Below are 25,601 nucleotides of genomic sequence, written 5' to 3'. Positions count from 1 at the left end.
CGGCGATCCTGAACGGCAAACCGGAGGCGGACGAGTATGAACGTGCGTGAAGCAGTCCTCACTGTCGACGAGACGCAGACGAGCTTTCTCGAGCATGGTCCCTCTCTCATCGAACGCGCCGCCCGCACCGCCACCGTGGCGGCAGCTGACGCCGACGGGGTCGATCGCGATGCCCGCTTCCCTCACAAGGCTTTCGAGGTTGCGCGTGAGCAGAAGCTGCTCGCCGTCATGATCCCGGCCGAGTTCGGCGGCTTCGGTGCCTCGATCCACGACGTCACCGACGTCTGCTACACGCTCGGACGCGCGTGCGCCTCCACGGCGATGATCTACGCGATGCACACGACAAAGGTCGCCTGCGTCGTCAGGCACGGTCACGGTATTCCCTGGATGGAGACCATGATGCGCCGGGTCGCGCGCGACCAGTGGCTGCTCGCCTCCTCCACCACCGAAGGCCAGAATGGCGGCAACATCCGCGCTAGCGCCGCCGCCGTCGACGTCGCCGGCGACACCGTCTCGCTGCTGCGCGACGCCACCGTGATCTCCTACGGCGCCGAGGCCGACGGCCTCGTGACCATCGCCCGCCGCGCCACCGACGCTTCTGCGTCCGACCAGGTGCTTCTGGCGCTCGCCAAGGACGATTATTCGCTGAAGCGGACGCTGGGCTGGGAAACGCTCGGCATGCGCGGCACCTGCTCGACCGGTTTCGAGCTGAAGGTCGACTGCCCGACCGACCGCGTCTTCCCGGAATCCTACGACAAGATCCACGCCCAGACCATGACGCCGTTCGCGCATCTGTGCTGGTCCTCGGCCTGGGCTGGGATCGCTGCAGCCGCCGTCACCCGTGCGCAGGCCTTCGTCCGCAAGGCGGCCCGCAGCTCAGGGGGCCAGATGCCCCCGGCAGCCGCGCATTTCACCGCCGCCAAGATGTCGCTGGCCAAGCTGCGGGCGCTGATATCGGCCAATATCGACGCCTTTGCCCGCGCCGAGCACGACGAACGCGCGCTCGGCTCGCTCGACTTCCAGTCTTCGATCACGCTTCTGAAGGTGCAGGCCTCGGAGCTCGCGGTCGAGACCGTGATGCATGCGATGCGCACCGCAGGCCTTTCCGGCTACCGCAATGACGGTGAGTTCACCATGGGCCGCCACCTGCGCGACGTACTGTCGTCGCCGATCATGATCAACAACGACCGCATTCTGGCCAATGCCGCCACTTCGACCCTGATGAGCGGCGTGCCATTGAGCCTTCACGACTGACGCGCCTTCACGACTAAACCAACAAGAACAATTTTCAGATAGCAGGACATCGACCCATGAACATTGCCGTCCTCCCCAATTCACCCGAGACCGCCCCGCAAATCGCGGATCCGCTGGATCATCTCGCCGACAAGCTGTTCCACCCCATGGGCTCGGACGGCGTCTATGCCCGGACCGCGCTTTATGAGGGCATCGTCGAAAAGCTCGCCGCGCTGATCACGAGCCATCGCGAGACCGGCACTGAGGTGATGCGCTTCCCGCCGGTGATGAGCCGGTCTCAGCTGGAAAAGTCCGGCTACCTCAAGAGCTTTCCGAACCTGCTCGGTTGCGTCTGCGGCCTGCACGGCACCGAGCGCGAGATCAACGCCGCGGTCAGCCGCTTCGATGCCGGCGGCGACTGGACCAGTTCGCTCTCGCCGGCAGACCTCGTGCTGTCGCCGGCGGCCTGCTATCCCGTCTATCCGATCGCGGCGAGCCGCGGCCAGTTGCCGAAGGGTGGCCTGCGCTTCGACGTCGCCGCCGACTGCTTCCGCCGCGAGCCGTCGAAACATCTCGACCGTCTGCAATCGTTCCGGATGCGGGAGTATGTCTGCATCGGCAGCCCCGACGACGTCGCCGATTTCCGCGAGCGCTGGATGGTGCGCGCGCAGGCGATTGCGACCGATCTCGGTCTCACCTTCCGCGTCGATTATGCCAGCGATCCGTTCTTCGGCCGCGTCGGTCAGATGAAGGCGGTGAGCCAGAAGCAGCAGCAGCTCAAGTTCGAACTGCTGATCCCGCTGCGCTCGGAAGAGCAGCCGACGGCCTGCATGAGCTTCAATTATCACCGCGAGCATTTCGGCACGACCTGGGACATCAAGGACGCCAATGGCGAGCCGGCCCACACCGGCTGCGTCGCCTTCGGCATGGACCGCCTGGCCGTCGCCATGTTCCATACCCACGGCACCGACCCTTCCGCCTGGCCCGCCAAGGTGCGGGAGATCATGGGCCTGCAGCCGCAGATCGCGGCCGATGCCCACGGCGAAGGCTGGCGCTAACGGAACGAGGCCGGTCATATCCACGGGAAAGACGAGCGTGATCCATACCAAGGTCCGATGCCGCGAGATCACCGAGTCCGACGTCGATGCGGTCGCGGACTTGCTGACGCGCGGCTTCGTCGGCCGCTCGCGCGGCTACTGGATCCAGGGCCTGCGCCGGCAGGCCTTCAGGCCCGTACCGGAAGGCTACCCGCGCTTTGGCTACATGCTCGACAATGACGGCACGCCGGTCGGCGTGCTGCTGCTGATCTACACGGCGCGGAGGGACGGCGATGAGACCGCCATCCAGTGCAATTTGTCGAGCTGGTACGTCGATCCGGCCTACCGCAACTACGCCCCGCTCCTGACCAAGATCGCGCAGCGCCACAAGGACGTCACCTATCTCAACATCAGCCCGGCGCCGTGGACCTGGCCGATCATCGAGACGCAGGGCTTTCGCGCCTATTGCAGGGGTATATTCTTCTCGGTGCCTGCGCTGGCGCGCGTCCCACGCTGGAGCAAGATCGAGGTCATCTCGCAGCACGCCAAGACGATCGAGGGGCTTTCCGATGCCGAGACCGATCTCTTGACGCGGCACGCGCGCTACAATTGCCTCAGCCTCGTCTGCCGCACGCCGAAGGGAACGTTCCCCTTCATCCTGCAACCGGTGCGCATCCGCCGTGGCATCATTGCGCCGCCCGCGATGAAGCTGATCTACTGTCGCAACGCGGCCGAATACACCGAATGCGCGGGCCGCATCGGCCGGCTGCTGCTGCGGCTCGGCAAGATCGCGGTCGCCGTCGATTCCAACGGCCCGGTTCCCGGCCTCGTCGGCATCTACACCGAGCGTCGCGGCCGCAAATATTTCAAGGGCCCGCACCGGCCGCAGCTCGCCGACCTCACCGATACGGAACTTGTGCTGTACGGGCCGTAGGCCCCGTTTGGGCCGGATTCGATCCGGGTCTAACGCGCAATTGCGCAGGTCGACCGGCGCGACGGTACATTGCCCCCTTCACATTGGCAGCATCCCTGCATCCCCGGTCACTCTCCGTAAACTACGGCGCTTAAGGGAATTTTCCCGCCTCTTCGCTAGCCTCGGCGACTGAATTACATCGCGTTAAGTCTATCGCCCGCCGGGACCCCGCCGCCCATGACGTCGATCCGCGACAACGAGCTTGATGCACGCCGCGAGCATGGCCCGAAGGCCCTGGTCGGGCTGAGCCAGCTTGCGCTCGACCACATGGAGCAAGGCGTCTGCGTCTACGATGCCGGCAACCGGATCGTGCTGGTCAATCAGCGCTATCTCAGCCTGTTCAACATGTCGGCCGAGAAAGTGCGGGTCGGCACGAGCTATCGCGACGTGCTCGCCCACAGTGTGGCCCTCGGCAACATCCCCGCAGAGGAAGTCGACGCACTCTATGCCGCGCGCATGGCACGGATCGCAGCCGGCAAGCCGTTCCGGACTCAACAGACGCTTGCAAGCGGCCTCGTCATGGCGCTCGAACTGAAGCCGCTTCCCGGCGGCGGCTGGATGACGATCTGCGACGACGTCAGCCGCCTCGCCCGGGTCGAGGCGGAGCTGCGCGTGCAGACCGAGCGCAGCCAGCACGCGCTCGCCAACATGTCGCACGGACTGATCATGTACGATGCCGACAGCCGCGTCGTCGTCTGCAACGATCGCTTCCTGAAGCTCTATAATCTCGACCCGGACATCGTGAAGCCGGGCGTCACGCACGGCGCGACCATCGATCATTGGCTTTCGCGCGGCAACCTGCCGGGCATGCCGGGCGACGAATTCCACTACACCAGGCTGGAGGACGTGCGCACCAGGAAGACGAAAACCCTGCTGGTGATGCGCTATGACGGACGGATGGTGCAGGTGGTTTCCCGCTTTCTGCCCGACGGCGGCTGGGTGACGGTGCACGAAGACGTCACCGAGCGGCTGCAATACGAGGAGATGCTGAGGCAGCAGAACTTCATGCTCGATGCGGCGCTGGAGAACATGGCGCACGGGCTCGCCTTCTACGACAGCGACATGCGCCTGCGCGTCTGCAACACCACCTACCAAAAGATCTATCGGCTGTCGCCGGAGGAATCCAAGCCGGGCACGCATCTCGGCGAACTGATCGAACGCTCGATGGCAAACGGCGCGTTCTCGTCCGAGTATAGTCCGCAACAACTCCTGGAAGCCGCCAGCGCAAGGATTGCCGACCGCAACTCCTCGCCGATACGCCGGCGGATGTCGAACGACACCACGATCTCGGTGCGCTATTGCGCCCTGGCCGAGGGTGGTTTTGTGGCCACCTACGAGGACATCACCGAGCGCGAGCACGCAGTCGAGGAGTTGAGCGAGCAGTATCGGCGCTTCGACGCGGCCCTGAACAACATGAGCCAGGGCCTGTGCATGCTCGATTCGAGCTTGCGCGTCATCGTCTGCAATCGGCGCTATATCGAGATGTACGGACTGTCACCCGAATTGGTGAAGCCGGGTGTGTCGATGCGCGAGATCATGGAGCACAGCTGCGAGCTCGGCATCCATCCAAACACCACCGCCGCGCGGCTCTATGCCGACTATGTCGAGAGGCTGCGCGAGGGCGAGCACACACTGCACCGCTATTTGGGCGACGGCCGCATCATCAAGCTCAATCACAAGCGAATGGAGCATGGAGGCTGGGTCGTCACCTATGAGGATGTCACCGAACGCCACAAGGCCCAGGCCCGCGTGGCGCACATGGCGCGGCACGATTCACTCACCGACCTGCCCAATCGCACTCTGTTCCGCGAGAAGATGGGCGAGGGACTGAACCAGGTCGCGATCGCCGGCGGCGCGATGGCCGTGCTGTGCTTCGACCTCGACAATTTCAAGACCGTCAACGACCGCCTCGGCCACGCGGCCGGCGACCGGCTGTTGCGCTGGGTCGCGGCGCGGCTGCAGGAGAATGTCGGCGAGCACGACACCGTCGCGCGGCTCGGTGGCGACGAGTTCGCGGTTCTCCAGCGCGGGCCGCAGCCGCAATCGGCGGAAAGGCTCGCGCGCCGCCTGGTCGAGATCATCGGTCACCCGCCGCCGCTGGAGCACCAGTCGATACATGTTGGCGTCTCCGTCGGCATCGCAATCGCGCCCGATCATGGGCTCGACGCCGACGAGCTGATGAAATGCGCCGACCTCGCGCTGTACCAAGCCAAGGCCAAGGGGCGCGGCGCCTATCAGCTGTTCGAGCCCGAAATGGAGAAAGAGGCTCGCAGCCGGCACGCGCTCGAGCACGATCTGCGCGGCGCGCTGGAGGCCCGTGAATTCCACCTGGCATTCCAGCCGCAGGTGCGGCTCGACACCACCGAACTTACCGGCTTCGAGGCGCTGCTGCGCTGGAAGCATCCTTCGCGCGGCCCCGTCTCACCGGCCGAATTCATTCCGATTGCGGAAGAGAACGGCCTGATCGTTCCGATCGGCGAGTGGGTGCTGCGCACGGCCTGCGCGACCGCCGCGACCTGGCCCGATCTCACCGTCGCGGTGAACCTGTCGCCGGTGCAATTCCGCTCGCGCGGGCTGGTGGCGATGGTGACGAGCGCGCTTGCGGAGGCCGGCCTGCCGCCGCATCGGCTCGAGCTCGAGCTCACCGAGACGGCGCTGCTCGACGACAGCGAATCGACGATCGAGATCCTGCACCAGCTCCGCGCGTTGGGTGTGCGCGTCAGCCTCGACGATTTCGGCGTCGGTTATTCTTCGCTGAGCTATTTGCGCAGATTTCCGTTCGACCGCATCAAGATCGACCGCTCCTTCGTCGGCACGCTCAGTGAAAGCCCTGAGAGTATGGCGATCGTCCGCACCATCGCCAGCCTCGGCTCGGTGCTCAACGTCGAGACCACGGCAGAAGGCGTGGAGACGATTGAACAACTCGACTTCGTCCGCGAATGCGGCTGCACCGCCGTGCAGGGATATTATTTCGGCAAGCCCTCCCCGGCCGCGGAGGTCGGACGCATGATCGAGACGCTGGGCGCAGTCCGCCGCGTCGCGTAAGGGCTCAGCCGAAGGCAAATTCCGTATCTCGGCACGCTTCCAAACGACCAATTGTCGCACGTGCGTTTTTCGGCGGGATCACCGTCTCGCCTCCGCGGAGCGGCCGCGCAATGCGCTTTTCTTCTCCCATGATTTCGGGGACAATCCCGTCATAACAATGAGAAAACGGCGGCCCGCACGAGGCCACCGCGAGGGAGGAGTTTCGATGTCGCGATACGGGCTGAAGACAACCGCCTTTGCCGCCATGCATGTCGTGGGCGCGTTGCTCTCGACTGCTGCCGGTGCGCAGGACTATCCCACCAAACCGGTGACGCTGATCGTGCCGTGGCCGGCCGGCGGGTCGACCGACATCTCGATGCGCGCGATCGCCGATAGCGCCTCCAAGGTCCTGGGGCAGCCGATCGTGATCGACAACAAGGCCGGCGGCGGCGGCACGGTTGGACCTGCCACGATGGCCGCGGCCGCGAAGCCGGACGGCTACACCATTTCACAGCTTCCGATCACCGTTTTCCGCCTGCCCCTGATGCAGGAGGTGTCCTGGGATCCGACAAAGGATTTTACCTACATCATTCATCTCACCGGCTACACCTTCGGCGTAACCACCAGCGCGGAGTCGCAGTTCAAGTCCTGGAAGGACGTGGTCGAGTTCGCGAAGGCAAATCCCGGCAAGGTGACTTACGCGACGCCGGGCACCGGCACCTCACTTCATATCGGCATGGAGCAGATCGCCGCGATGTCCGGCATCAAGCTCACACAGGTGCCGTTCAAGGGCGGGGCGGAAACCAACGCCGCGGTACTCGGCCAGCACACCATGCTGCAAGCCGACTCCACCGGTTGGCGGCCCTTGGTTGACGCCGGCAAGCTGAAGCTTCTTATGGTGTGGACCGGCGCGCGATCGCCGAACTATCCTGACGTGCCTACGCTGAAGGAACTCGGCTATCCCATGGTCTACGATTCCCCGTTCGGCATCGGAGGACCCAAGGGCATGGATCCCAAGATCGTCGCCAAATTGCACGACGCCTTCAAGAAGGCGGTCGAAGACCCCGCGGTGATCGCCACGCTCGCCAAATACGACATGGTGCCGAGCTACAAGAATACCGAGGACTACAAAAAGTTCGTCGTCGAGGTCACGGAGTCAGAGCGCAAGGTGATCGACACTCTCGGGCTTGCGAAGAAGTAGGATTGAGCCACTTTCGTGTCCCGGATCTGCAGCGCACCGCGTCGCGCTGCGTAGCGTCCGGGGCACGGCCGAGAGGGTATCGATGAACGACCAAACCACCGTCAAACTCCGTCTCAACAACTCCGAACTCTGGGGCGGCTTGATCGGGCTCGCGCTGGGCGGCTTCGTGATCTGGCAGGGCGTTAAGCTCAAGCTTGGCACCATCAACGACCCCGGCTCCGGCTACGTGCTGTTCTACACGGGCATCCTGATGTGCGTGTTCGCGGCCAGCATCATCATTTCGGCCATCACCGAGGGCGGGCCGACGCTGGCTTCGCGCTGGGACAATGTGAGCTGGAGCAAGCCGCTTCTCGTCATCGCCTGCCTCACCGCGTTCTCCTTTGCCCTCGAGCCGCTGGGATTCCTGCTGTCGTCGATCCCGCTCATGCTGCTTTTGTTGCGCTTGATCGATCCGGTGCGCTGGACACTGGCGATGCCGATCGCGGTGCTGGTGCCGCTCGGAATGTGGTGGGTACTCAAGCGGCTGCTGCTGATCCAGCTGCCCTCGGGCCTGTTCGGGATCGGTTGATCGCATGGATACGCTCGTCAACGTCGCGCACGGGTTTGGCATCGCGCTCCTACCGATCAACCTGCTCTACTGCTTCATCGGCGTCTTCATCGGTACGTTAGTCGGCGTGCTGCCAGGCATCGGACCGATCTCGGCGATGTCGTTGTTGCTTCCGGTGACACTGTCAGGAACGCCGGAATCCGGCATCATCATGATGGCGGGGATCTATTACGGCTCGATGTATGGCGGCTCGACCACCTCGATCCTGGTCAACATTCCCGGCGAGGCAGCTTCCGTCGTGACCTGTATCGACGGTCACCAGATGGCGAAGCGGGGCCGCGCGGGCCCTGCGCTGGGCATCTCCGCTTTCGGTTCCTTCATCGCCGGCACATTTTCGCTCGTTGCGCTAATGTTGGTGGCACCGCGGCTCGCCAACATCGCCATCGCGTTCGGCCCAGCCGAATATTTCAGCCTGATGGTGCTCGGCCTCATCGTACTCACTTTCCTTACTCAGGGATCGATGCCAAAGGCGCTTCTGATGGCATGTATCGGCGTCGTGCTCGGACTGATCGGCCTCGACAGCATCACGGCGCAGCCGCGGCTGACGTTCGGCCGCATGGAACTGATCGACGGCATCGGGCTCGTGCCCGTCGTGATGGGCCTGTTCGGCGTCGCCGAGGTGCTGCTCAATACCGAGCAGGCGATCAAACGCGACATCATCAACGCCAAGATCACGCAGCTGTTGCCCAACAAGGCCGATTGGCAAGCGAGCGCCGGCCCGGTGGCGCGTGGCACGTTACTCGGCTTCCTGCTCGGCATTCTCCCGGGCGGCGGCGCGGTGGTGGCCTCATTCGCGTCCTATGCGCTGGAGAAGCGGCTGTCGAAAACGCCCGAGCGTTTCGGCCATGGCGCGATCGAGGGCGTAGCGGGTCCCGAATCCGCCAACAACGCGGCGGCCGGCGGCGCGTTCATTCCGCTGATGACCTTGGGCATCCCCCCGAACGTGGTGATGGCGCTGCTGCTCGGCGCCTTTGTCATCCACGGCCTGCAACCGGGACCGCTGCTGATCACGCAAAACCCCGGCCTGTTCTGGGGCATCGTTGCCAGCATGTATATCGGCAATGTCATGCTGCTGATCCTCAATTTGCCACTGATCGGCATGTGGGTGCAGCTACTCAAGCTGCCCTACAATATCCTGTTTCCGTTGATCATCCTGTTCACGATCCTTGGCGTCTACTGCTCAAGCAACAACGTGTTCGACGTCTATGTGATGATCGCATTCGGCATCATCGGTTATTTCATGCGCAAGCTCGGCTTCGAGCCCGCGCCGCTGGTGCTGGCATTCGTGCTGGGACCGATGATGGAGAACAATCTGCGCAAGTCGCTGATCCTGTCGCAGGGCGACCTCTGGACATTCGTGCAGCGCCCGATCTCGGCGGCGTGTCTTGCGCTCGCGCTGGTGCTGCTGATAGCGCCGCTATTACCCGCGTTGCGCAAGAAGCGCGAGCTCGTGGCGCTGGACGAGGGGGCGTGAAGGCTTGGTAGGGTTGTCTTACCCTGCCGCGGGCAGCGCGCTGTCCGGCGGCGCGCCCCAGGGGCGGTCGGCTGAGGCGAGCCCGATCAGGCGGCCCTGGATGTAGTCGCAGCCCCAGTCGCGCAGCATGTTCGCAGCTTCTTCGTCCTGCACCCATTCGGCCACCGTCTTGATGTCGAGGCGGCGGGCGAGGTCGATCAGGGTCTGCACGAAGGCGCGGTCGTCGGCGGAACGGGTGATGTTCTGCACGAAGGCGCCGTCGATCTTCACGATGTCTACGCCGAGCTTGCGCAAATTGCGGAACGAGGTGTAGCCGGCGCCGAAATCGTCGATGGCGATGCGGCTGCCGAAATTTTTCAGCCGGGTGACGAAGCCGCGCACATCGTCGATGTCCTGGATCGCGACGGTCTCGGTGATCTCGACGATCAGCCGCTCGGCGACGCCGGGATGGGCCCGCATCAGCGATTCGATTCCGGCCCACCAATCGGGATCCATGGTGGTGTCCGGCGAGATGTTGAGGCTGAGGCAGATGTCGGGCGCGGCGGCGAGCTCGGCGACCACGAGCTCGAGCACGCGGTGATCGACCAGGCGGATCAGGCCGAGCCGTTCCGCGACCGGCACGATGTCGGGCGCGAGCAGCACCTGGCCGTCGCCCTGGTCCATCCGCACCAGGCATTCGTGAAAAGCGCACTCGCGCGAGAGGGCGGCAACCACCGGCTCATAGGCCAGCTTGATGCGGCGCTCGTTCAGTGCGGTGACGATCTCGTCGGTGACGCGGATGTTGACGCGGCGCTGGGCGTCGCGCGCGGCATCCGGGCGCCAGGCTGCGAACGAGCCGACCCGGCGTTGTTTCGCGGTGTCCAGGGTCTCGTGGGCGCGATTGACGGCTTCATCGGTGTTGCGGGCATAGCGCGGCACGCTGACCGCGCCGATCGAGGCGGTGACCGACACCGGGCCGGATTTGGTCGGCACCACCTCGTCGCGGATGCCGGCGAGGAAGCGCTCGGCGGCGACGTTCATGTCGTCGACGGTGCAGTTCTTCAGGATCAGGCCGAACTTGTTGCCGGAGAAGCGGCCGAGCACGTCGCCGCCGCGCAAGCGCGCGCGAATGCGCGTGGCGACGTCGAGGATCACGGCGTCTGCAACGTCGAAGCCGAAGGCTTCGTTGACACGCGCGAGATGATCGATGCCGACCAGCATGAAGGCCGCGGTCGAGCGGAAACGGGTCGTCTCCTCGATGGCCTCGGCCAGCGCGGCGATCAGATGCGAGCGATTGAGCTCGCCGGTCAGCGGATCGAGCCGGGCGAGCTTCGTCAGTTCCTCGTCGCGGGCATGGCGTTCATTGTTGATGCGGACGGAGCCGATCGCACGCACCGGTCGGCCGTGGGGGCCGGCGAACCAGCGGCCGGTCTCCTCGATCCAGACCACGGGATCGGCGGCGCTCATGCGCACGCCGTACTCGACCCGGTAGGGCGTGCCGTCGGCGCCATGCACGGCCGAGGTCTGCGCCAGCGCGGCGGTCCGCAGCGATTGCGCGGGCTCGATCAGCTTTGCGAATTCGGCGCCGGTGGCCAGCCGTTCGGTGGGAATCCCGGGGAAGATGGCGCCGACCTGCTCACCCCAGACGATGGCATCGCTGGCGATGTCCCAGGCGAACACGGCCTGGCCGAGGGCAGCCAGGATGTCGGAGGCTTGCGGCAATGCGGGGGTCAAAATCGCCTCGTTTCGGGACAGCGGGGAGTCCTGAGTCGGCACAGGATAAAGCCAGATTCGCCATTGACCCTAGGCAAAGTTGATAAACAATTTGGAAACCACGTTTGTCCTCGCACAGGAACCCAACCGGCCCGCCCGGCATAGGCCTTGCGAGTACATGACACGCACCGGCGCCAGCGTCTCCAAACGCGACAATCCAGGCCGGGTCAACGGTGATTGCGATGTTGAGTACGGATCAAGTGGACGTGGCGGACAACGGCACAGGCTCGGCCCTGGTGCCGCTGATGCCGGTTTTGCAGTGGGTCCACAAGGCACCGCTGCCGCGCCCCGATCCGAGCTTCGTCGCCCAGCTCATCGCCAATGCCGAGCACCTGCCCCAGGCGAGCCGGCTCCGCCGCGTGTCTTCCGCGGATGCGCAGGTCGCCTATGGCAGCAAGCGCTCACTTCCCAGCGTCACCGCGCGCACGCGGCAGCTGGCTTGAAGTAGATCAGCGCGGCGCGTCGGGAGACGGCTGGGTGCCGTTGCCCGGCTGCAAATGCGGCGAGGGGATTTCCGGCGAGGGCGTACTCACAGGCTTCGGCGCGGGATGATCCATCAGTACGGATTCGGCGACCGATTGCGCCGTGGGCGCGGGCGGCTCCGCCGGAGCTGGTTGCGGAGCGGACACTGGCTCGAACTTGGGCTCGAACTCATCCGCCGGCGTCTCGGCCTGACGCCTGGCCTTGCGCGGCGCTGGCACCGTCGTTTCGGCGACATAAGCGACGCGGCGGCGGGTGCGCTGGGCGATTCCGCCGAGGAAATCGGCCATCGCCAGCAGCACCAGAAGGAAATAGGTGGAGTTGCCGAATTTGGGCCACATCACGAATTCGGCCGCAGCCGCGCCGAACACGATCAGCGACAGCAAATGATCCATCAGGAATTTCGACCCGGGCCGCGCGCCCTTGACCACCTCGAGCAGCAGCAGCACGACACCTAGCGCGAGCATCACGTCGGCGAGCGTGACCGGCCAGGCCTCGCCCGTGATCATCGGCACCCTGAACAGCACGTCCGCAAAGGACACGCTAGGCATCAGGAAGGCGATGATGTTGTAGACCGCGAGCGGGATCAGGAGCAGCGGGAAACCGACCATCGGCGAAATGCCTTCTCGATCAAGATATCCAGACAGGACAATGCGGCGGCGAAGCATTCGCTCCGCCGCCGTCACTGTCATATCTCATGGGTTGGCCGAAATCAGGCAGGGCCGATCGTCCTGCCCAAAGAAAGGTCCCGAACTCAGGACTCTTTCTTCTTCAGGACCTGACGGCCCTTGTACATGCCGGTCTTGAGGTCGAGATGGTGCGGACGACGGAGTTCGCCGGAATCCTTGTCTTCCACATAGGTCGGCTTCTTGATGGCGTCAGCCGAGCGGCGCATGCCGCGGCGCGACGGCGAGGTTTTTCTTCTCGGAACGGCCATTTCAGTATCCTCTAGGGATTGGTGTCATCAGGGCATCGTCCGCGGAGGGACGGCTCAGCACCCGCAAACCGAGGCGAGCTGAATGCCGGTCAAGGCCGGGCTTATAGAGGAAGGCCTGCCTTAAATCTAGGGCTCTGGGCCGGAAAATGCGCCCGAAAAGGACCGGAAATCAGCGATTCTCCCGCCAGCAGGTCGAAAGCGAGCTGGCCTGCGCCCTCGCCACATAGGTCCCGGCCAGCCGCCGGACACCCGGTCCCGGCGTCCTGGCGCTGCGTTTGACCGGATTCGGCAGGATCGAGGCCAGAAGCGCCGCCTCCCGGGGGGAGAGGTTCGCCGCCGATTTGCCGAAGGCATAGGCGCTGCCCGCCTCGGCCCCAAACTGGCCCTGTGGCCCCAGCTCGGCGATGTTGAGGTAAATCTCCAGGATCCGTGCCTTGGGCAGGACGAGATCGATCCACAGCGCCAGCGGGAATTCCAGCGCCTTGCGGACGAAGTCCCGCCCCTGCCAGAGGAACAGGTTTTTCGCCACCTGCTGGGTGATGGTGGAAGCGCCCCGGAACGGGGTGCCGTCCTCCCGGGCATCGTCGACCGCCTCACGCAGCGCGCCCCAGTCGATACCGTGATGCTTGCAGAAATGGGCGTCCTCGGCCGCCACCACCGAGCGTGGCAGCGAGGGCGACATCGCCGCCAGATCGATCCATTCCCGCTGCATCGGCGCACCCCGAAGCGAGCGCCAGATCATCAGCGTCGAAACGGGATGACCGGTGCGGTAGAACGGCGCGACGACATAGGGCGCGAGAGCCGCGACCGCGAGCACCAGGAGAAGGGTTTTGACGACGCGCAAATCAACCTTTCCGGCGCAGAACGAAACGCGGCCACGGGCCCGGCATTAAGTCTGTGATAATTCGGGCCTTTTCCAGCACTTTTTAGGCCTTCCAAACGATTGACTGAGGCGGGCGCATAAAGGATTGTCCCGCCGAATTTTAGTTCTGGAGCCCTTCTTGATGACCGGCACGTCCCCGTCCGATTTCGCCAAACGTCTGGACAAGACCGCTGATGACACCGAGGCGCTGCTCGGGCGCCTGCTGTCGGACGACATCCTGCCCGATGAGATCGCCCGGCCCAAGCGACTGATGGACGCAATGCGCTATTCGAGCCTGAATGGCGGCAAGCGCCTGCGGCCCTTCCTGGTGGTCGAGAGCGCGGCGGTGTTCGGTGTTCCCCGCGAAGCCGCGCTGCTCGTGGGCGCCGCCCTCGAATGCATCCACTGCTACTCGCTGATCCATGACGATCTGCCGGCGATGGACAATTCGGACCTGCGCCGCGGCCGTCCGACCTTGCACAAGAAGACCGACGACGCGACCGCGATCCTCGCCGGTGACGGCCTGTTGACGCTTGCCTTCGACATCATCACCCGCGACGAGATCCATCGCGACGCCAATGTCAGGCTCCTGCTGACCCGCGCGCTGGCGCGCTGCGCCGGCATCGGCGGCATGGTCGGCGGCCAGATTCTCGACCTTGCCGGCGAAGGCCGCTTTGGCGGCAACGAGCCGATCGACGTCGCCCGCATTCAGCAGATGAAGACCGGCGCCCTGCTGCGCTACGGCTGCATCGCCGGCGCGATCCTCGGCCAGGCCTCGCAAAAGGAATATCAGGCGCTCGACGATTACGGCCGCGCGCTCGGCGAAGCCTTCCAGATCGCCGACGATCTGCTCGACGTCGAAGGTGATGCCGCCGCGCTTGGCAAGCCTGCCGGCGCCGATGCAGCTCTCGGCAAGACAACCTTTGTCACCCAGCTCGGCATCGAAGGCGCCAAGCAGCGCGTACGCGACCTGCTCGCGCGCGCCGACAGCGCGGTCTCGATTTTCGGCGATCGCGCCGCCGTGCTGCAAGCGGCTGCGCGGTTCGTGGCCGAACGGAAGAGCTGATAGGGCGATGGCGGGCGGCAACAAGGAAGACCCCGCCCTCGCCCGCTTTCGCAAGATGTCGCGGCCGATGCGGCTGATCTATGCGCGGCCGCGGACGTTCATGTCGCTTGCCGTTGGTATTCTCGTCTGCCTGCTCATCCCGGGTTCGCACCGGCTGGTCACCCGGCTTCTGTTCGGCTGGGATGCGTTGATCGCCGTTTATCTGGTGCTGGTCTACGCGATGATGCTGTGCAACGACCACCAGCACATCCGCCGCGCCGCTGCGATGCAGGACGACGGTCGCTTCGTGATCCTGCTGGTGACGGCGATCGGCGCCTTCGCCAGCATCGCCGCGATCGTCTCCGAGCTTGGGACGCCGCATCGCGGCGTCCTGGAGCTGAGCATCGCAATCACCACCATCGTATTGTCATGGGCCGCCGTGCACACGATCTTCGCGCTGCATTACGCGCATGATTACTACCGGCACGCCACGCCGGGCGGCCTTCAGTTTCCCAGCGGCGACAAGGAAGACCACGCGGATTATTGGGACTTCGTCTATTTCTCGTTCGTGATCGGCATGACCGCGCAGGTCTCCGACGTCGGCATATCCGATAAGACCATCCGCCGCACCGCCACCGCGCACGGCATTATCTCATTCATCTACAATACGGCCTTGCTGGCGCTGACGGTCAACATCGCGGCGAGCGCGATCTCGACGTAGTCGTCGTCCTGGCTTTCGCCAGGACGACATTGGGAGTTAATTACAGACCTCGGCATTGGCATCGTTGCCGGGGCCGCCGCCGCCGCGATATTCGAGATGGCAGCCTCGGTTGACCGGACGGCAGCCGCCGCTATTGCAGAATAGCTGTCCGCCACTCGAGCGACGGCTGGCGCCAGCGGCAGCAGCAATGCCGGCAGCGCCGCCAAAGCCACCCGCTGCTCCGGCAGCTTCGCCGCCAGTTTGACGACGCTGCCGTGCGGGACGCTCGTCGCCGTCGTCACGCTTTGCGGTCGAAGGCTTGGCGGGCTTGGCCGCACGCTGCTTCTCGCACTCGTTGTCGTCGTTGAGCGCATAGCCATCTCGGCAGACGATCTTGGTGCACTTATCCCCGTCGGCCTTGAAGCCGTGCTCGCAAACCAGCGGACAGACGCGCGACTGCTTTGACTTGACCGTATCGAGTGCATCGGTGCTCGCCACCTTCACGTCGAGCTTGGTGCCGGCGTAACGGTTGAACTGCGACAACGAGCGCTGCGCGGACGTCGTCCAGTTGCCGTCGGCGGCGCCGGAGAAGCAGCCGACCCGGCCGAGCTCGGTCTGTACCGAGCGGCTGAGATCGGCCGGCGCGGTGGCCGGCGTCAGCGACGCGACGTTGGTGCCGGCTGGGCTCGCCGTGCTGGCTGGCGCTGCACCCGGCGCCGCGGCGGCGAGATTGACGCGCTGCTGCTCGGCGGCGGCCGCCTGCTGCTGCGCCTGCTCCTTGGCCTTTTGCGCGGCAAGCTGTACCTGCTCTGCGGCCTTCGCATCGGCGGCTGCCTTGGCCTGCGTATCCTTCTGCGCGCCAAGTGCGGCAAGACGATCGCGCTCGGCCTCGGCCTGTTTCGCCTTCTCGGTGGCCGCCGCATGAGCCTGCTCGGCGCCGATTTTTTCGACCTGAAGCTTGGCGAGACTCGCATAGAAGCCGTCGGGATGCTGGGCGAGGAACGCATCCCACGCCGGCCTGTTGCCAACCTGGAGCGCGAGCTCGTAATCGCGGCGGATGTCGGCCTGAGGGTTCGGCGCGGGCGCAGCGGCAGCCGCGGCCGTCACCTTGACCGGCACCAGCGGCACGTCCTCGCCGCCGAGCGAGCCATAGACGAACGGCTCCTGCTTGTTACCCGTCGACTTGAGCACGTCGTCCCGCACGAAGCCGAAGGCGCGGCGGACGTCGAGGCCCGGCGTCGTCAGATGCTTGGACAGCGCCACGGTGAAGGGGCTGTTGGCACCGTCACCATCCTGCGCCGTGAAGCCGGCCTTGGCCGAATAGGCGATCAGCGTGTTGGGGCTGGTCGGCTCAACCTGGGCGAGGCCGCGGCCGATGCCGCGCGAGGCAACCGTGCGCTTCATGGTCTTGCCGAAGGGATTGTCACGGCAGGCATCCAGGATCACCAGGCGAAGCTGCTTGGCCGGTTCGACCGCAACCAGGACGCGGTCGAGGGAGAGCGCCTCGTCAAAGACGTCGGTGTCACGCTCCAGCTTGGCGTCGACAGGGATCAGATAGTTCGAGCCTTCGACCTCGATGCCGTGGCCGGCATAATAGACCACAGCGATATCGGCATCGCGGGTCCCGTCGGCGAATTCGCGCAGCACGCGCCGCGTGTCCTGCGCCGTCAGATCGCGCCGGGAATCGACGATGTCGAACCCGGCCTCCTTCAGCGTCCTGGTCATCACCGAACCGTCATTGACGGGGTTCGTCAGCGACGGCGCATGCTGATAGGCGGAGTTGGCGATCACCAGCGCGACGCGCTTTCCGGCGAAAGCCGGCCCGGTGCCGAATAGCAGCGCGACGGCAAGGAGAAGGGGGCAAAGTCTGAGCAATTTGCGCATGGCACGACTTCCGGGTTCAGGGCATTTCAAGCCCCTTTGGGATGGCTTTAGCAGGATCCGCCGCGAGCGCTTGTGATGGAGGTCACGAAGGTGGCGCCAGCGGCAGGCCAAAAGGCCCCTTTTGTTTGTCGCGCCAGTCCGGGCGTGGTTCGCCGAGAAACAGGCGCGCAGCAGGTTCCCTCAGGCATCTCCCACGTGGCCCTGATATTGCGGCAGATTATCCGTAATCTCGTGCCAGGGCGCCTTCGAGCCCACGAAAATGTGGGCGCTCGGTCGGATCGAGGGGGCATCGACCAGGGTTCCCATGGCGACATGGACCCATTTTCCCTCGCGCACCCGGGAATAAAGCAGCGACCCGCAACGGGCGCAGTGGGCGTCGTGGGTTGTGTCGTCACCGTAGATGGTTCGCTGGTTCTCGCCCCTGACGATGCGGAGCTTGCTCTGCTCGATGCCGGCGAACGGCTTGAAGGCGGCGCCGGTGGTGCGGCGGCAATCCGAGCAATGACAGTTCAACGCATAAGAGAACGCGTCCGCCACCTCGTAGCGCACGGCGCGGCAATAGCATTCGCCGACCAGGATACGAGCGTTCGAATTCTCTGATCCGGTCATCACAGTGTCCTCGCGCAAATGGTACGCACTCCCATAGCGCATTTCGATCTGTACGACTAAGTTCGCCCCGAGCCATCAGTCAAAGGGATGACCCATGAGCCAGAACCGTTCGAGCGTCGAAGCCGTCGTGCAATCCTATTTCGACGGACTTTACGAGGGCGATGCCGAAAAACTCGGCGCCATCTTCCATCCCTCGGCCGATTTGCGCTGGGTCGAGAAGGGTGAGCTGCAGGTGCTGACCGTGCCGGACTGGCTCGACCGGGTGCGCAAGCGCCCCTCCGGCAAGGCCGAAGGCAAGCCGCGCGAGGATTTCATTGTCACCATCGACCGTTCCGACGACAAGACCGCCTTCATCAAGGTCCGGTGCCAACTGCCGCCGCGTTTTTTCACCGACTATCTGGTGGCGATGAAGCTCGCCGATGGCTGGCAGATCGTATCGAAGTCTTATCGGTATGACCTGCGCGAGTGAGGGGGGCCTAATCTTCCGCTGCCCGAAATCGGGCGCACTCGTCCCACATCCTCCGTCATTGCGAGCGAAGCGAAGCAATCCAGAGTCTTTCCGCGGAGGCAGGCTGGATTGCTTCGCTGCGCTCGCAATGACTGCGCGGATGGAGTGCACGCCGCATCTCCACGGCGCCGCCCGTCCCGCTCAAAAGGTCCCCCATGCCTCTCGATCGCCGTTCGCTGCTCGCCTCGCTGTGCTGGATTGCCGCCTCCCCCACGCTCGCCGCAGACGCATTACCTGAATTCGAAACCTATGAGCGCGAGAGTGGCGGCCGGATCGGGGTCTATGCCGAGAACCTCGCGACCGGCGCAAAGCTCGCTTGGCGCGCCGACGAACGGTTCGTCATGTGCTCGACCTTCAAGGCTTCGCTGGCGGCTTGCGTCCTGGCGCGGGTCGATCGCGGGGAGGATCAGCTTGCGGCCATGATCCCGTACGGCAAGGCCGACCTGCTGGAGTACGCACCGGTCGCCAAGCAGAACATTGCCGCCGGCGCAATGTCGGTCACCGAGATGTGCAAGGCGATCGTCGAGCTCAGCGACAACACCTGCGCCAATTTGCTGTTGGCGCGGATCGGCGGTCCCGCCGCACTCACCGCGTTCTGGCGATCGCTTGGCGACACCACCTCGCGGCTCGACCACAACGAGCCGGAGCTCAACCGCTCACCGCCCGGCGATCCCCACGACACCACGACGCCGGCGGCGATGGCAGGCAATCTGCGCCGGCTGCTCACGGGCGAGGCGCTGTCGGCCACCTCGCGTGCTCAACTCACGGAATGGATGGTGGGTTGCAAGACCGGTGCGAACCGGCTGCGTGGCGGGCTCCCCGCAAGCTGGAAGATCGGCGACAAGACCGGCAACAACGGCAAGGACGCCTCCGGCGATATCGCGGTGGCCTGGCCCAAAATCGACACGAAGCCGGATGCGCCGATCCTGATCGCGGCCTATACCCAGGGCGGCACGCCGAGCGCGACACAGATCGAAGCCGTGTTCGCACGCATCGGCCGCGTCGTGGCCGAGCGGCTGGCGTGAGCCGCATGCATTGACCTTCCGGCCGCTTCCGGGTGAAGACAGATCATCATGGAAGCGAAATTTCAGACCTTTCTCATCCTGCTCGCCGTACTGGCGGGCACCGCGCTTGTCGCCCGCCGCTTCAACATCGCGCCCGCCATTCTGCTGATGCTCTCCGGTGTCGGCCTTGCCTTCGTGCCGGGCATGCCGCCGGTCGAGCTGCCGCCGGAACTGGTGCTGCTGATGGTGCTGCCGCCGCTGATCTACTCGGCGAGCGTCGCGATGAGCTGGCGCGAGTTCAAAAAGAATCTTCGCCCGATCGTGCTGCTGGCGGTCGGCGCGGTGATCTTCACCGCGGCGTTGGTCGCAACCGCTACGCATTATTTCATCGGCCTGCCCTGGACCATCGGCTTCCTGCTCGGCGCCATCGTGGCGCCGCCCGACGTGGTGGCGCCGCTCGCGATCGCGCGCCGGCTGCATCTGCCGCGCAGGCTCATGGTCATCCTCGAAGGCGAAGGGCTCGCGAATGACGCCACCGCGCTGATCCTCTACCGCTTCGCGCTCGCCGCAATCATGGTCGGGCATTTCTCGCTGCCTCTGGCGGGCGGCGAGTTCTTGCTCATCGTCGCCGGCGAGATCGCCTTCGGCATCGGTGTCGGCTGGCTCTCCCTACGGTTCCGCAAATGGTCGGGAGATCCGCAGGTCGAGCTGACACTGTCGTTGATCACGCCCTACGTGTCCTACTGGCTGCCCGAGCATCTCGGCGGCTCCGGCGTGATCGCCACCGTCGCCTGTGGCCTCTATGTCAGCTGGAACGGCCCGCTGCTGATCTCGGCATCGACGCGCCTGCAAGGCATCTTCTTCTGGGACCTCGTGATCTATCTGATCGAGGGCTTGCTGTTCCTGCTCACCGGGTTCCAGATGCGCGCGCTCTACGAGAAGTCGAAGGCGTTCCCGCTCGACGACATCGTGATCGCGACCGTCGTGGTGCTGGCGGTCGTCGTGATCGCGCGCTTCGCGTGGCTCTATCCCGCGACCTATCTGCCCCGGATCCTCAGCAAGTCGCTGCGCGCGCGCGATCCGTCACCACCATGGCAATGGCCGTTCGTGCTTGCGTTCACCGGCGTACGCGGCGCGGTGTCGCTGGCGGCAGCGCTGGCGCTGCCGTTCACGCTGCCGGGCGGCGAGGCCTTTCCGTTTCGCGACCTGATCCTGTTCGTTGCCTTCGGCGTCATCTTCATCACGCTGATCGGCGTCGGCCTCACCCTGCCCCCGGTGGTGCGTTGGCTCGGTGTCGCCGAAGCCGGCCGCAGCGAGCATGCCGCCGAGCACGAGGCCGAGATCGCGGCACGGCGCCAGGCCCTCGATGCCGCCCTGAAGTCGCTCGACGCGCTGACCGAGGAGAAGGACGTGTCGGACGAGGTGATGCGGCTCCTGCGCGCGCGACACGAGATTCGGGTCAACCAGCTGCCCGATTCGCTCGATCCCGCCCACCACGACGTCTCCGCCGCCGGCACCGCCTTGACCCGCGACCTGATCGCCGCCGAGCGCAAATTCATTCACGAGCTGCTGCGCGACGGCCAGATCACCGACGAGACGCGGCGGCGGATCGAGCGGGATCTGGATCTGGAGGAGGCGAGTTTGGCGAACCGGGAGTATCGGGGAGGGCCGCTATAGATTCCCGTCATTGCTAGCGGCGCAAGCTACCGCCTCTCGCAAAATTCCTTCATCGCCACCGCCACGGCGCCCGCAATGATCTCCTGCCGCTCCGGGGAGTTCATCGCCATCTCCTCGTCGCGGTTGATGATGGAGCCCGCTTCGAGCAGCACTGCGGCGCTGCGCGTTTGCGAGAGCACGACGAGCCCGTCATAGCGGTAGACACCGACATCCTTGTCGAGCAATTGGCGCCGGTAGCGGCCCATCACCGGCAGGGTGTATTGGCCGGCATAATGCAGGTCCTGATCCTTTAGCTGCCGGCCGATCATCCGGGCCAGCATCAGGCTTGCGGCGTAGTGCGGATTCCGCTGCGACACGAACAGAGAGTGGCCCGAAAAGCGATCGCTGAAATAGCTGTTCGCGCCATCGAACTCCCAGGTCTCGATCAGCTTGTCCGGCACCGAATCGTGATGGATCGACAGGAAGAGATCGGCCCGGCCGTCATTCGCAGTACTGACACGTTTGAGCAGGCTCGGCCGCGCCTTGCCGTCGGTGACGAGCAGCCGGGTCGCGGCAAAGCCTTCGGCCTTGAGCTTCGCCGTGATCAGACTCGCAAGCCGGAAGTTGAAGCCGAACTCAGTGTCGTTGCGTGCGCTCAACGCGCCGTAGGAGTCCGGGGTGTGCCCGACATCCACGACGATCCGGAATTTCGACATCTCACATTTGACCGGCGCGTGCGGCGGCTTGGGCTTCACGATTTTTCGAGTGACAGCAGCATGGCCCTCACCTGCAGGCGCCAGCGACCATAGCAAGATCGACGCGACCAGCGTCGAGACGAGACTTGCGATGATGCTGCGCGGCTGCCCCAAACGCTACTCCGCTGCCGCGATTCGCGGCCGGCCGACAAAGCCCGTGACGTCACCGAAACGCTCCAGCATCACCGCGGAAAGGTCCTTGGCCTTGCTGGTGACGCAGGCGCCCGAGCGCACGGCGTAGCGATCCTGATGCGTGGCCTGCGGCGGCGGCTCGCCCTGCTGAAGCGCCCGCGCCAGCTCCATCACGACTTTCCGGAAATGCATGATACCGAGATCGGTCGGACTGAGATGCTCGCGGGTGCGGTCGGCGATCGGGCCCTGGCTGTCCTGCACGGCCGCGTCCTGTTCGGAGACGCCCTTGATGCCGGTATAGCTCCTGGTCTTCTGCAGCTTGCGGTCGATCAGATAGTCGTTGCCCTTGTGGCGCAGCGGCACGTAATTGTCACCGACCTCCGCGATCACGCCATTGCCGCGGTCAAAGGCGTCACGCTCGGCTTGCGTCAGCGGCCGCTCCGGGTTCCAGGCATAGGTGTAGATCCAGCAATTGGTGTCGGTGACGGGCACGAAGGTCTGGCCAAAGATGTTCTCGCCCGGCATCGCGCTCGGGGCATAGGCGTGGAACGGCATCAGAAATTGCGCGATGCGCCAGTAGATGTTGTCGCCGCCTGTGAGCCGCCCGCCGGCGATGGTGAGGCCAGCCGGGTGCGCCTGGATCTTGATCACAGGCCGTGGGTCTTCGGCGATCCAGCGCATGTGATCGCTCGACATCCGCGCGACCGGATTCACGAAATGCTTCTTGATGTCCAGAATCTCGTTCTCCTCCTTGTCGAAGGAGAGATGGGCGAAGGTGAAATGCGCGGTGTCGATCGAGCCTTCCAGCGCCTGCACCCAGTTGCAGTCCTGCCATTTCTTGCTGACGTAGCGGTGCGAGGCCGGCAGCAGCGCCATTTCGAGATCGGGCAGCTCGGGCATCGCATCCGCGGGACCCATATAGGCCCAGATCATCTCGCCCCATTCGCGCGCCGGATAGGATTTGATGCGGATGAGATCCTTGGCGTTGAGATCGGGATAGGAGGTCGGCATGTCGACGCAGCTTCCGTCGGTATCGAACTTCCAGCCGTGATAGACGCAGCGGATGCCGCATTCCTCATTGCGCCCAAGCCAGAGATTGGCGCCCCGATGCGGGCAATACTGGTCGATTAATCCGACAACGCCGCGCGTATCGCGGAACGCGAGCAGCTCCTCGCCGAGCACGACGATCTTCTTCGGCTCGCCGTCGGGTTCGGGAAGTTCTTCGGACAGAAGCACGGGAATCCAGAACCGGCGCAACAATTCGCCCATGCCCGTTCCGGGACCGGACTCAGTCAGGAATTTGTTGTCCTCGGCGCGGAGCATGGATGATCCTCCCGATTTGTTTTTCGGGAAGATTGGCGCGGATGCGGGAAGACGTCAACGCGGAACGCGGTGCGCAGGCGGGTTAAACCGGCCGCTCCCCCTTCACCGTCACGCGCGTGCCGGAGCGCGTGTGCGGCCAGTAGTCCCACATCGCGCGGTGCTGGGTGCAGCGGTTGTCCCAGAACGCGATGGCGTTCTCGGTCCAGCGGAAGCGGCACTGGAACAGCGGGTTCTCGGCGTGCTGGTAGAGATAGGCCAGCATCGCATCGCTCTCGTCGCGCGGGATTCCGTTGATGTGGCGGGTGAAGCCGCGGTTGACGTAAAGCGCCTTCTTGCCGGTGACCGGATGCGTGCGCACCACGGGATGCTCGGCACTCGGATAGGACGGGCGGTCAGCGACGCCGTAATTGGCGTAGAGCCCGCGATAGATCGGCTCGCCGTCATGCAGCGCGGTCAAGCCGTCGAGATAGGCCTTCATCCGGTCCGACAGCGCCTCGTACGCTGCGTACATGTTGGCAAACAACGTGTCGCCGCCGCGCGGCGGGCACTGCTTGATGTAGAGGATCGAGCCCATCGGCGGCTCGAGATCGCAGGACACGTCGGAATGCCAACCCTCGCCGTTGGCGCGCGGCGAATTCGCATCCGCATAGATCTTCATCAGCGCCGGGTCTTCATCCTCATGCGGAGCAGCGGGATGAAAATGCAGCTCGCCGAACTTGCGACCGAAGGCGAGATGCTGTTGGGGCGTGATGGCCTGGTCGCGGAAGAAGATGACGAGGTTTTCGGCAAGCGCGCGATGGACCTCGTCCATCTGCCGGTTGGAGCGGGCATCGTCGGAAACGAGTTTGCCAATGTCGACGCCGGAGATTTCCGCGCCGATGATGGGCGTGAGCTTTTCGACCGCGATGGTCTCGTACGGCGCGCCGTCGTCCGCCGCATGGCGGTAGCGCGGACCCTGCTTGCCGGCGAGTGAGCTCATGGCGTGTCTCCCGATCGCTCTTGATTGGGGACATCGTAGCCCGGATGGAGCGAAGCGCAATCCGGGTTGAGTTCGTCAGCTTGCGAGAACCCGGATTTCGCTGCGCTCCATCCGGGCTACACGCCGCAAAAGCGGAGCAATACTACTCCGCCGCGGTCACCGGCACCTTGGCGCCCTGGCCGTAGCGCTGCTCGATGTAGTCGATCACGAGCGCCTTGAAGTCGGCGGAGATGGTCGGGCCGCGCAGGGTGCGGAACTTCTTGCCGTCGACGAACACCGGGGCAGCCGGCGCCTCGCCCGTGCCCGGCAGCGAGATGCCGATATTGGCGTGCTTGGATTCGCCGGGGCCGTTGACGATGCAGCCCATCACCGCGACGTTGAGCTCTTCCACGCCGGGATATTTCGTCTTCCAGGTCGGCATCTCGTCGCGGATGAAACCCTGGATCGAGCTGGCCAGCTCCTGGAACGTGGTCGAGGTGGTACGGCCGCAGCCGGGGCACGCCGCAACCAGCGGCACGAAGGTGCGGAAGCCCATGGTCTGCAGGAGCTCCTGGCCGACCTGAACCTCGCGGGTACGGTCGCCGCCGGGCTCCGGCGTCAGTGAGATGCGGATGGTGTCGCCGATGCCCTGCTGCAACAGGATGCCGAGCGCGGCCGAGGACGCCACGATCCCCTTGGTGCCCATGCCGGCCTCGGTCAGGCCGAGATGGATCGCGTAATCGGAACGGCTGGCGAGATCCTGATAGACCGCGATCAGATCCTGCACGGCCGAGACTTTGGCCGAGAGGATGATGCGATCCTTCGGCATGCCGAGCTCTTCGGCGCGCGCGGCCGAGAGCAGCGCGGACTGCACCATGGCCTCGCGCGTCACCGCGCGCACGTCGCGCGGATCGGCGGACGCGGCGTTCTCGTCCATCAGCTTGGTCAAGAGCTCCTGGTCGAGCGAACCCCAATTGGCGCCGATGCGCACCGGCTTGTTGTTCTTGTTGGCGATCTCGATGATGTCGGCAAACTGGGTGTCGCGCTTGTCCTTGAAGCCGACATTGCCGGGATTGATGCGATATTTGGCGAGCGCCTCGGCGCAGGCCGGATAGGCCGCGAGCAGCTTGTGGCCGATATAGTGGAAGTCGCCGATCAGCGGCGTGGTGATGCCGCGCTTGAGCAGGCCGTCGCGGATGTGCGGGACGGCGGCGGCGGCCTCCTCACGGTCCACGGTGATGCGGACCATTTCGGAGCCGGCGCGGGCGAGCGCTGCGACCTGGGCAATGGTGCCGTCGATATCGGCGGTGTCGGTGTTGGTCATCGACTGCACGACGATCGGCGCACCGCCGCCGACGGCGACGTCGCCGACCTTGACCTGGGTGGTCTTGTGCCGGGGCGCGGGGCCCGCAACGTCGGAATCGATGGTCTTTTCGAGCTTGTTCAT

At 64.9% G+C, this 25,601-nt stretch carries 23 protein-coding genes; 13 read left to right on the top strand and 10 right to left on the bottom strand.

All coding sequences use genetic code 11. The annotated features are described in order from the left end of the window. Window positions 1–36 precede the first annotated feature (36 nt). From AC0L20_RS10315 to AC0L20_RS10285, 7 genes are all read left to right on the top strand, one after another. Window positions 37–1,254, top strand: coding sequence for an acyl-CoA dehydrogenase family protein (locus AC0L20_RS10315; RefSeq protein ID WP_473288424.1), 1,218 nt, complete (start codon window positions 37–39; stop codon window positions 1,252–1,254). 56 nt (window positions 1,255–1,310) lie between these two features. Beyond that, on the top strand, window positions 1,311–2,291 hold the full coding sequence (locus AC0L20_RS10310) for an amino acid--[acyl-carrier-protein] ligase (RefSeq protein WP_473288423.1): 981 nt from the start codon (window positions 1,311–1,313) through the stop codon (window positions 2,289–2,291). 37 nt (window positions 2,292–2,328) lie between these two features. Beyond that, the gene (locus AC0L20_RS10305) at window positions 2,329–3,204 is read left to right on the top strand and encodes an acyl-CoA acyltransferase (RefSeq protein ID WP_473288421.1); all 876 of its coding nucleotides are present in this window, start codon (window positions 2,329–2,331) and stop codon (window positions 3,202–3,204) included. Between the two features lie 216 nt (window positions 3,205–3,420). Then, on the top strand, window positions 3,421–6,288 hold the full coding sequence (locus AC0L20_RS10300; protein WP_473288420.1) for a PAS-domain containing protein: 2,868 nt from the start codon (window positions 3,421–3,423) through the stop codon (window positions 6,286–6,288). A gap of 205 nt (window positions 6,289–6,493) precedes the next feature. Then, window positions 6,494–7,468, top strand: a complete 975-nt coding sequence (locus AC0L20_RS10295; RefSeq protein ID WP_473288418.1) for a tripartite tricarboxylate transporter substrate binding protein — start codon at window positions 6,494–6,496, stop codon at window positions 7,466–7,468. Between the two features lie 82 nt (window positions 7,469–7,550). Beyond that, a complete protein-coding gene (locus AC0L20_RS10290; RefSeq protein ID WP_473288417.1) occupies window positions 7,551–8,036 on the top strand; it encodes a tripartite tricarboxylate transporter TctB family protein in 486 nt (161 codons plus the stop codon). A 4-nt stretch (window positions 8,037–8,040) separates the two neighbouring features. Continuing rightward, window positions 8,041–9,549: a tripartite tricarboxylate transporter permease gene (locus AC0L20_RS10285; RefSeq protein WP_473288416.1), complete on the top strand. Its 1,509-nt coding sequence runs from the start codon at window positions 8,041–8,043 to the stop codon at window positions 9,547–9,549. 18 nt (window positions 9,550–9,567) lie between these two features. Here the strand turns inward: AC0L20_RS10285 and AC0L20_RS10280 are convergent, their stop codons facing one another. Next, the gene (locus AC0L20_RS10280; RefSeq protein WP_473288415.1) at window positions 9,568–11,262 is read right to left on the bottom strand and encodes an EAL domain-containing protein; all 1,695 of its coding nucleotides are present in this window, start codon (window positions 11,260–11,262) and stop codon (window positions 9,568–9,570) included. A gap of 221 nt (window positions 11,263–11,483) precedes the next feature. Here AC0L20_RS10280 and AC0L20_RS10275 point away from each other — a divergent pair, with 221 nt between their 5' ends. After that, window positions 11,484–11,744 (top strand): hypothetical protein, encoded by a 261-nt coding sequence (locus AC0L20_RS10275; RefSeq protein ID WP_473288414.1) that lies wholly within the window; start codon window positions 11,484–11,486, stop codon window positions 11,742–11,744. A gap of 6 nt (window positions 11,745–11,750) precedes the next feature. On the opposite strand, the gene AC0L20_RS10270 is transcribed toward AC0L20_RS10275, so the two are convergent. From AC0L20_RS10270 to mtgA, 3 genes are all read right to left on the bottom strand, one after another. Next, window positions 11,751–12,392, bottom strand: coding sequence for a hypothetical protein (locus tag AC0L20_RS10270; RefSeq protein WP_473288413.1), 642 nt, complete (start codon window positions 12,390–12,392; stop codon window positions 11,751–11,753). A gap of 143 nt (window positions 12,393–12,535) precedes the next feature. Further along, entirely contained in the window at window positions 12,536–12,718 is a 183-nt protein-coding gene (gene rpmF / locus AC0L20_RS10265; RefSeq protein ID WP_007598106.1) for a 50S ribosomal protein L32, read from the bottom strand. Window positions 12,719–12,887: 169 nt separating this feature from the next. After that, window positions 12,888–13,562, bottom strand: coding sequence for a monofunctional biosynthetic peptidoglycan transglycosylase (mtgA, locus tag AC0L20_RS10260; protein WP_473288412.1), 675 nt, complete (start codon window positions 13,560–13,562; stop codon window positions 12,888–12,890). A 160-nt stretch (window positions 13,563–13,722) separates the two neighbouring features. Between mtgA and AC0L20_RS10255 the strand changes: the two genes are divergently transcribed. Next, on the top strand, window positions 13,723–14,646 hold the full coding sequence (locus AC0L20_RS10255) for a polyprenyl synthetase family protein (protein WP_027566019.1): 924 nt from the start codon (window positions 13,723–13,725) through the stop codon (window positions 14,644–14,646). Window positions 14,647–14,653: 7 nt separating this feature from the next. Further along, the gene (locus tag AC0L20_RS10250; protein ID WP_473288411.1) at window positions 14,654–15,346 is read left to right on the top strand and encodes a DUF1345 domain-containing protein; all 693 of its coding nucleotides are present in this window, start codon (window positions 14,654–14,656) and stop codon (window positions 15,344–15,346) included. A 36-nt stretch (window positions 15,347–15,382) separates the two neighbouring features. Here AC0L20_RS10250 and AC0L20_RS10245 read toward each other — a convergent pair whose 3' ends face one another. Then, complete coding sequence (locus AC0L20_RS10245; RefSeq protein ID WP_473288410.1) at window positions 15,383–17,209, bottom strand: caspase family protein; 1,827 nt, start codon at window positions 17,207–17,209, stop codon at window positions 15,383–15,385. A 180-nt stretch (window positions 17,210–17,389) separates the two neighbouring features. Next, complete coding sequence (locus AC0L20_RS10240) at window positions 17,390–17,818, bottom strand: GFA family protein (protein WP_473288409.1); 429 nt, start codon at window positions 17,816–17,818, stop codon at window positions 17,390–17,392. 94 nt (window positions 17,819–17,912) lie between these two features. Between AC0L20_RS10240 and AC0L20_RS10235 the strand changes: the two genes are divergently transcribed. From AC0L20_RS10235 to AC0L20_RS10225, 3 genes are all read left to right on the top strand, one after another. Further along, window positions 17,913–18,287, top strand: coding sequence for a nuclear transport factor 2 family protein (locus AC0L20_RS10235; protein ID WP_007598116.1), 375 nt, complete (start codon window positions 17,913–17,915; stop codon window positions 18,285–18,287). 194 nt (window positions 18,288–18,481) lie between these two features. Next, complete coding sequence (gene bla / locus AC0L20_RS10230) at window positions 18,482–19,351, top strand: class A beta-lactamase (protein WP_473288408.1); 870 nt, start codon at window positions 18,482–18,484, stop codon at window positions 19,349–19,351. A 48-nt stretch (window positions 19,352–19,399) separates the two neighbouring features. Continuing rightward, window positions 19,400–21,007 (top strand): Na+/H+ antiporter, encoded by a 1,608-nt coding sequence (locus AC0L20_RS10225; protein WP_473288407.1) that lies wholly within the window; start codon window positions 19,400–19,402, stop codon window positions 21,005–21,007. A 26-nt stretch (window positions 21,008–21,033) separates the two neighbouring features. Here AC0L20_RS10225 and AC0L20_RS10220 read toward each other — a convergent pair whose 3' ends face one another. From AC0L20_RS10220 to ispG, 4 genes are all read right to left on the bottom strand, one after another. Next, entirely contained in the window at window positions 21,034–21,855 is an 822-nt protein-coding gene (locus tag AC0L20_RS10220) for an N-acetylmuramoyl-L-alanine amidase (RefSeq protein ID WP_473288406.1), read from the bottom strand. A gap of 3 nt (window positions 21,856–21,858) precedes the next feature. After that, on the bottom strand, window positions 21,859–23,196 hold the full coding sequence (locus tag AC0L20_RS10215) for a Rieske 2Fe-2S domain-containing protein (protein ID WP_473288405.1): 1,338 nt from the start codon (window positions 23,194–23,196) through the stop codon (window positions 21,859–21,861). 82 nt (window positions 23,197–23,278) lie between these two features. Next, the gene (locus AC0L20_RS10210) at window positions 23,279–24,175 is read right to left on the bottom strand and encodes a TauD/TfdA dioxygenase family protein (RefSeq protein ID WP_473288404.1); all 897 of its coding nucleotides are present in this window, start codon (window positions 24,173–24,175) and stop codon (window positions 23,279–23,281) included. A 142-nt stretch (window positions 24,176–24,317) separates the two neighbouring features. Continuing rightward, on the bottom strand, window positions 24,318–25,601 hold the full coding sequence (gene ispG, locus AC0L20_RS10205) for a flavodoxin-dependent (E)-4-hydroxy-3-methylbut-2-enyl-diphosphate synthase (protein WP_027514566.1): 1,284 nt from the start codon (window positions 25,599–25,601) through the stop codon (window positions 24,318–24,320).

This window comes from Bradyrhizobium sp. Kon58, from assembly GCF_055807455.1.
The sequence above is the reverse complement of the archived record's forward strand: the minus strand, read 5'-3'. Positions and strand labels throughout refer to the sequence as shown.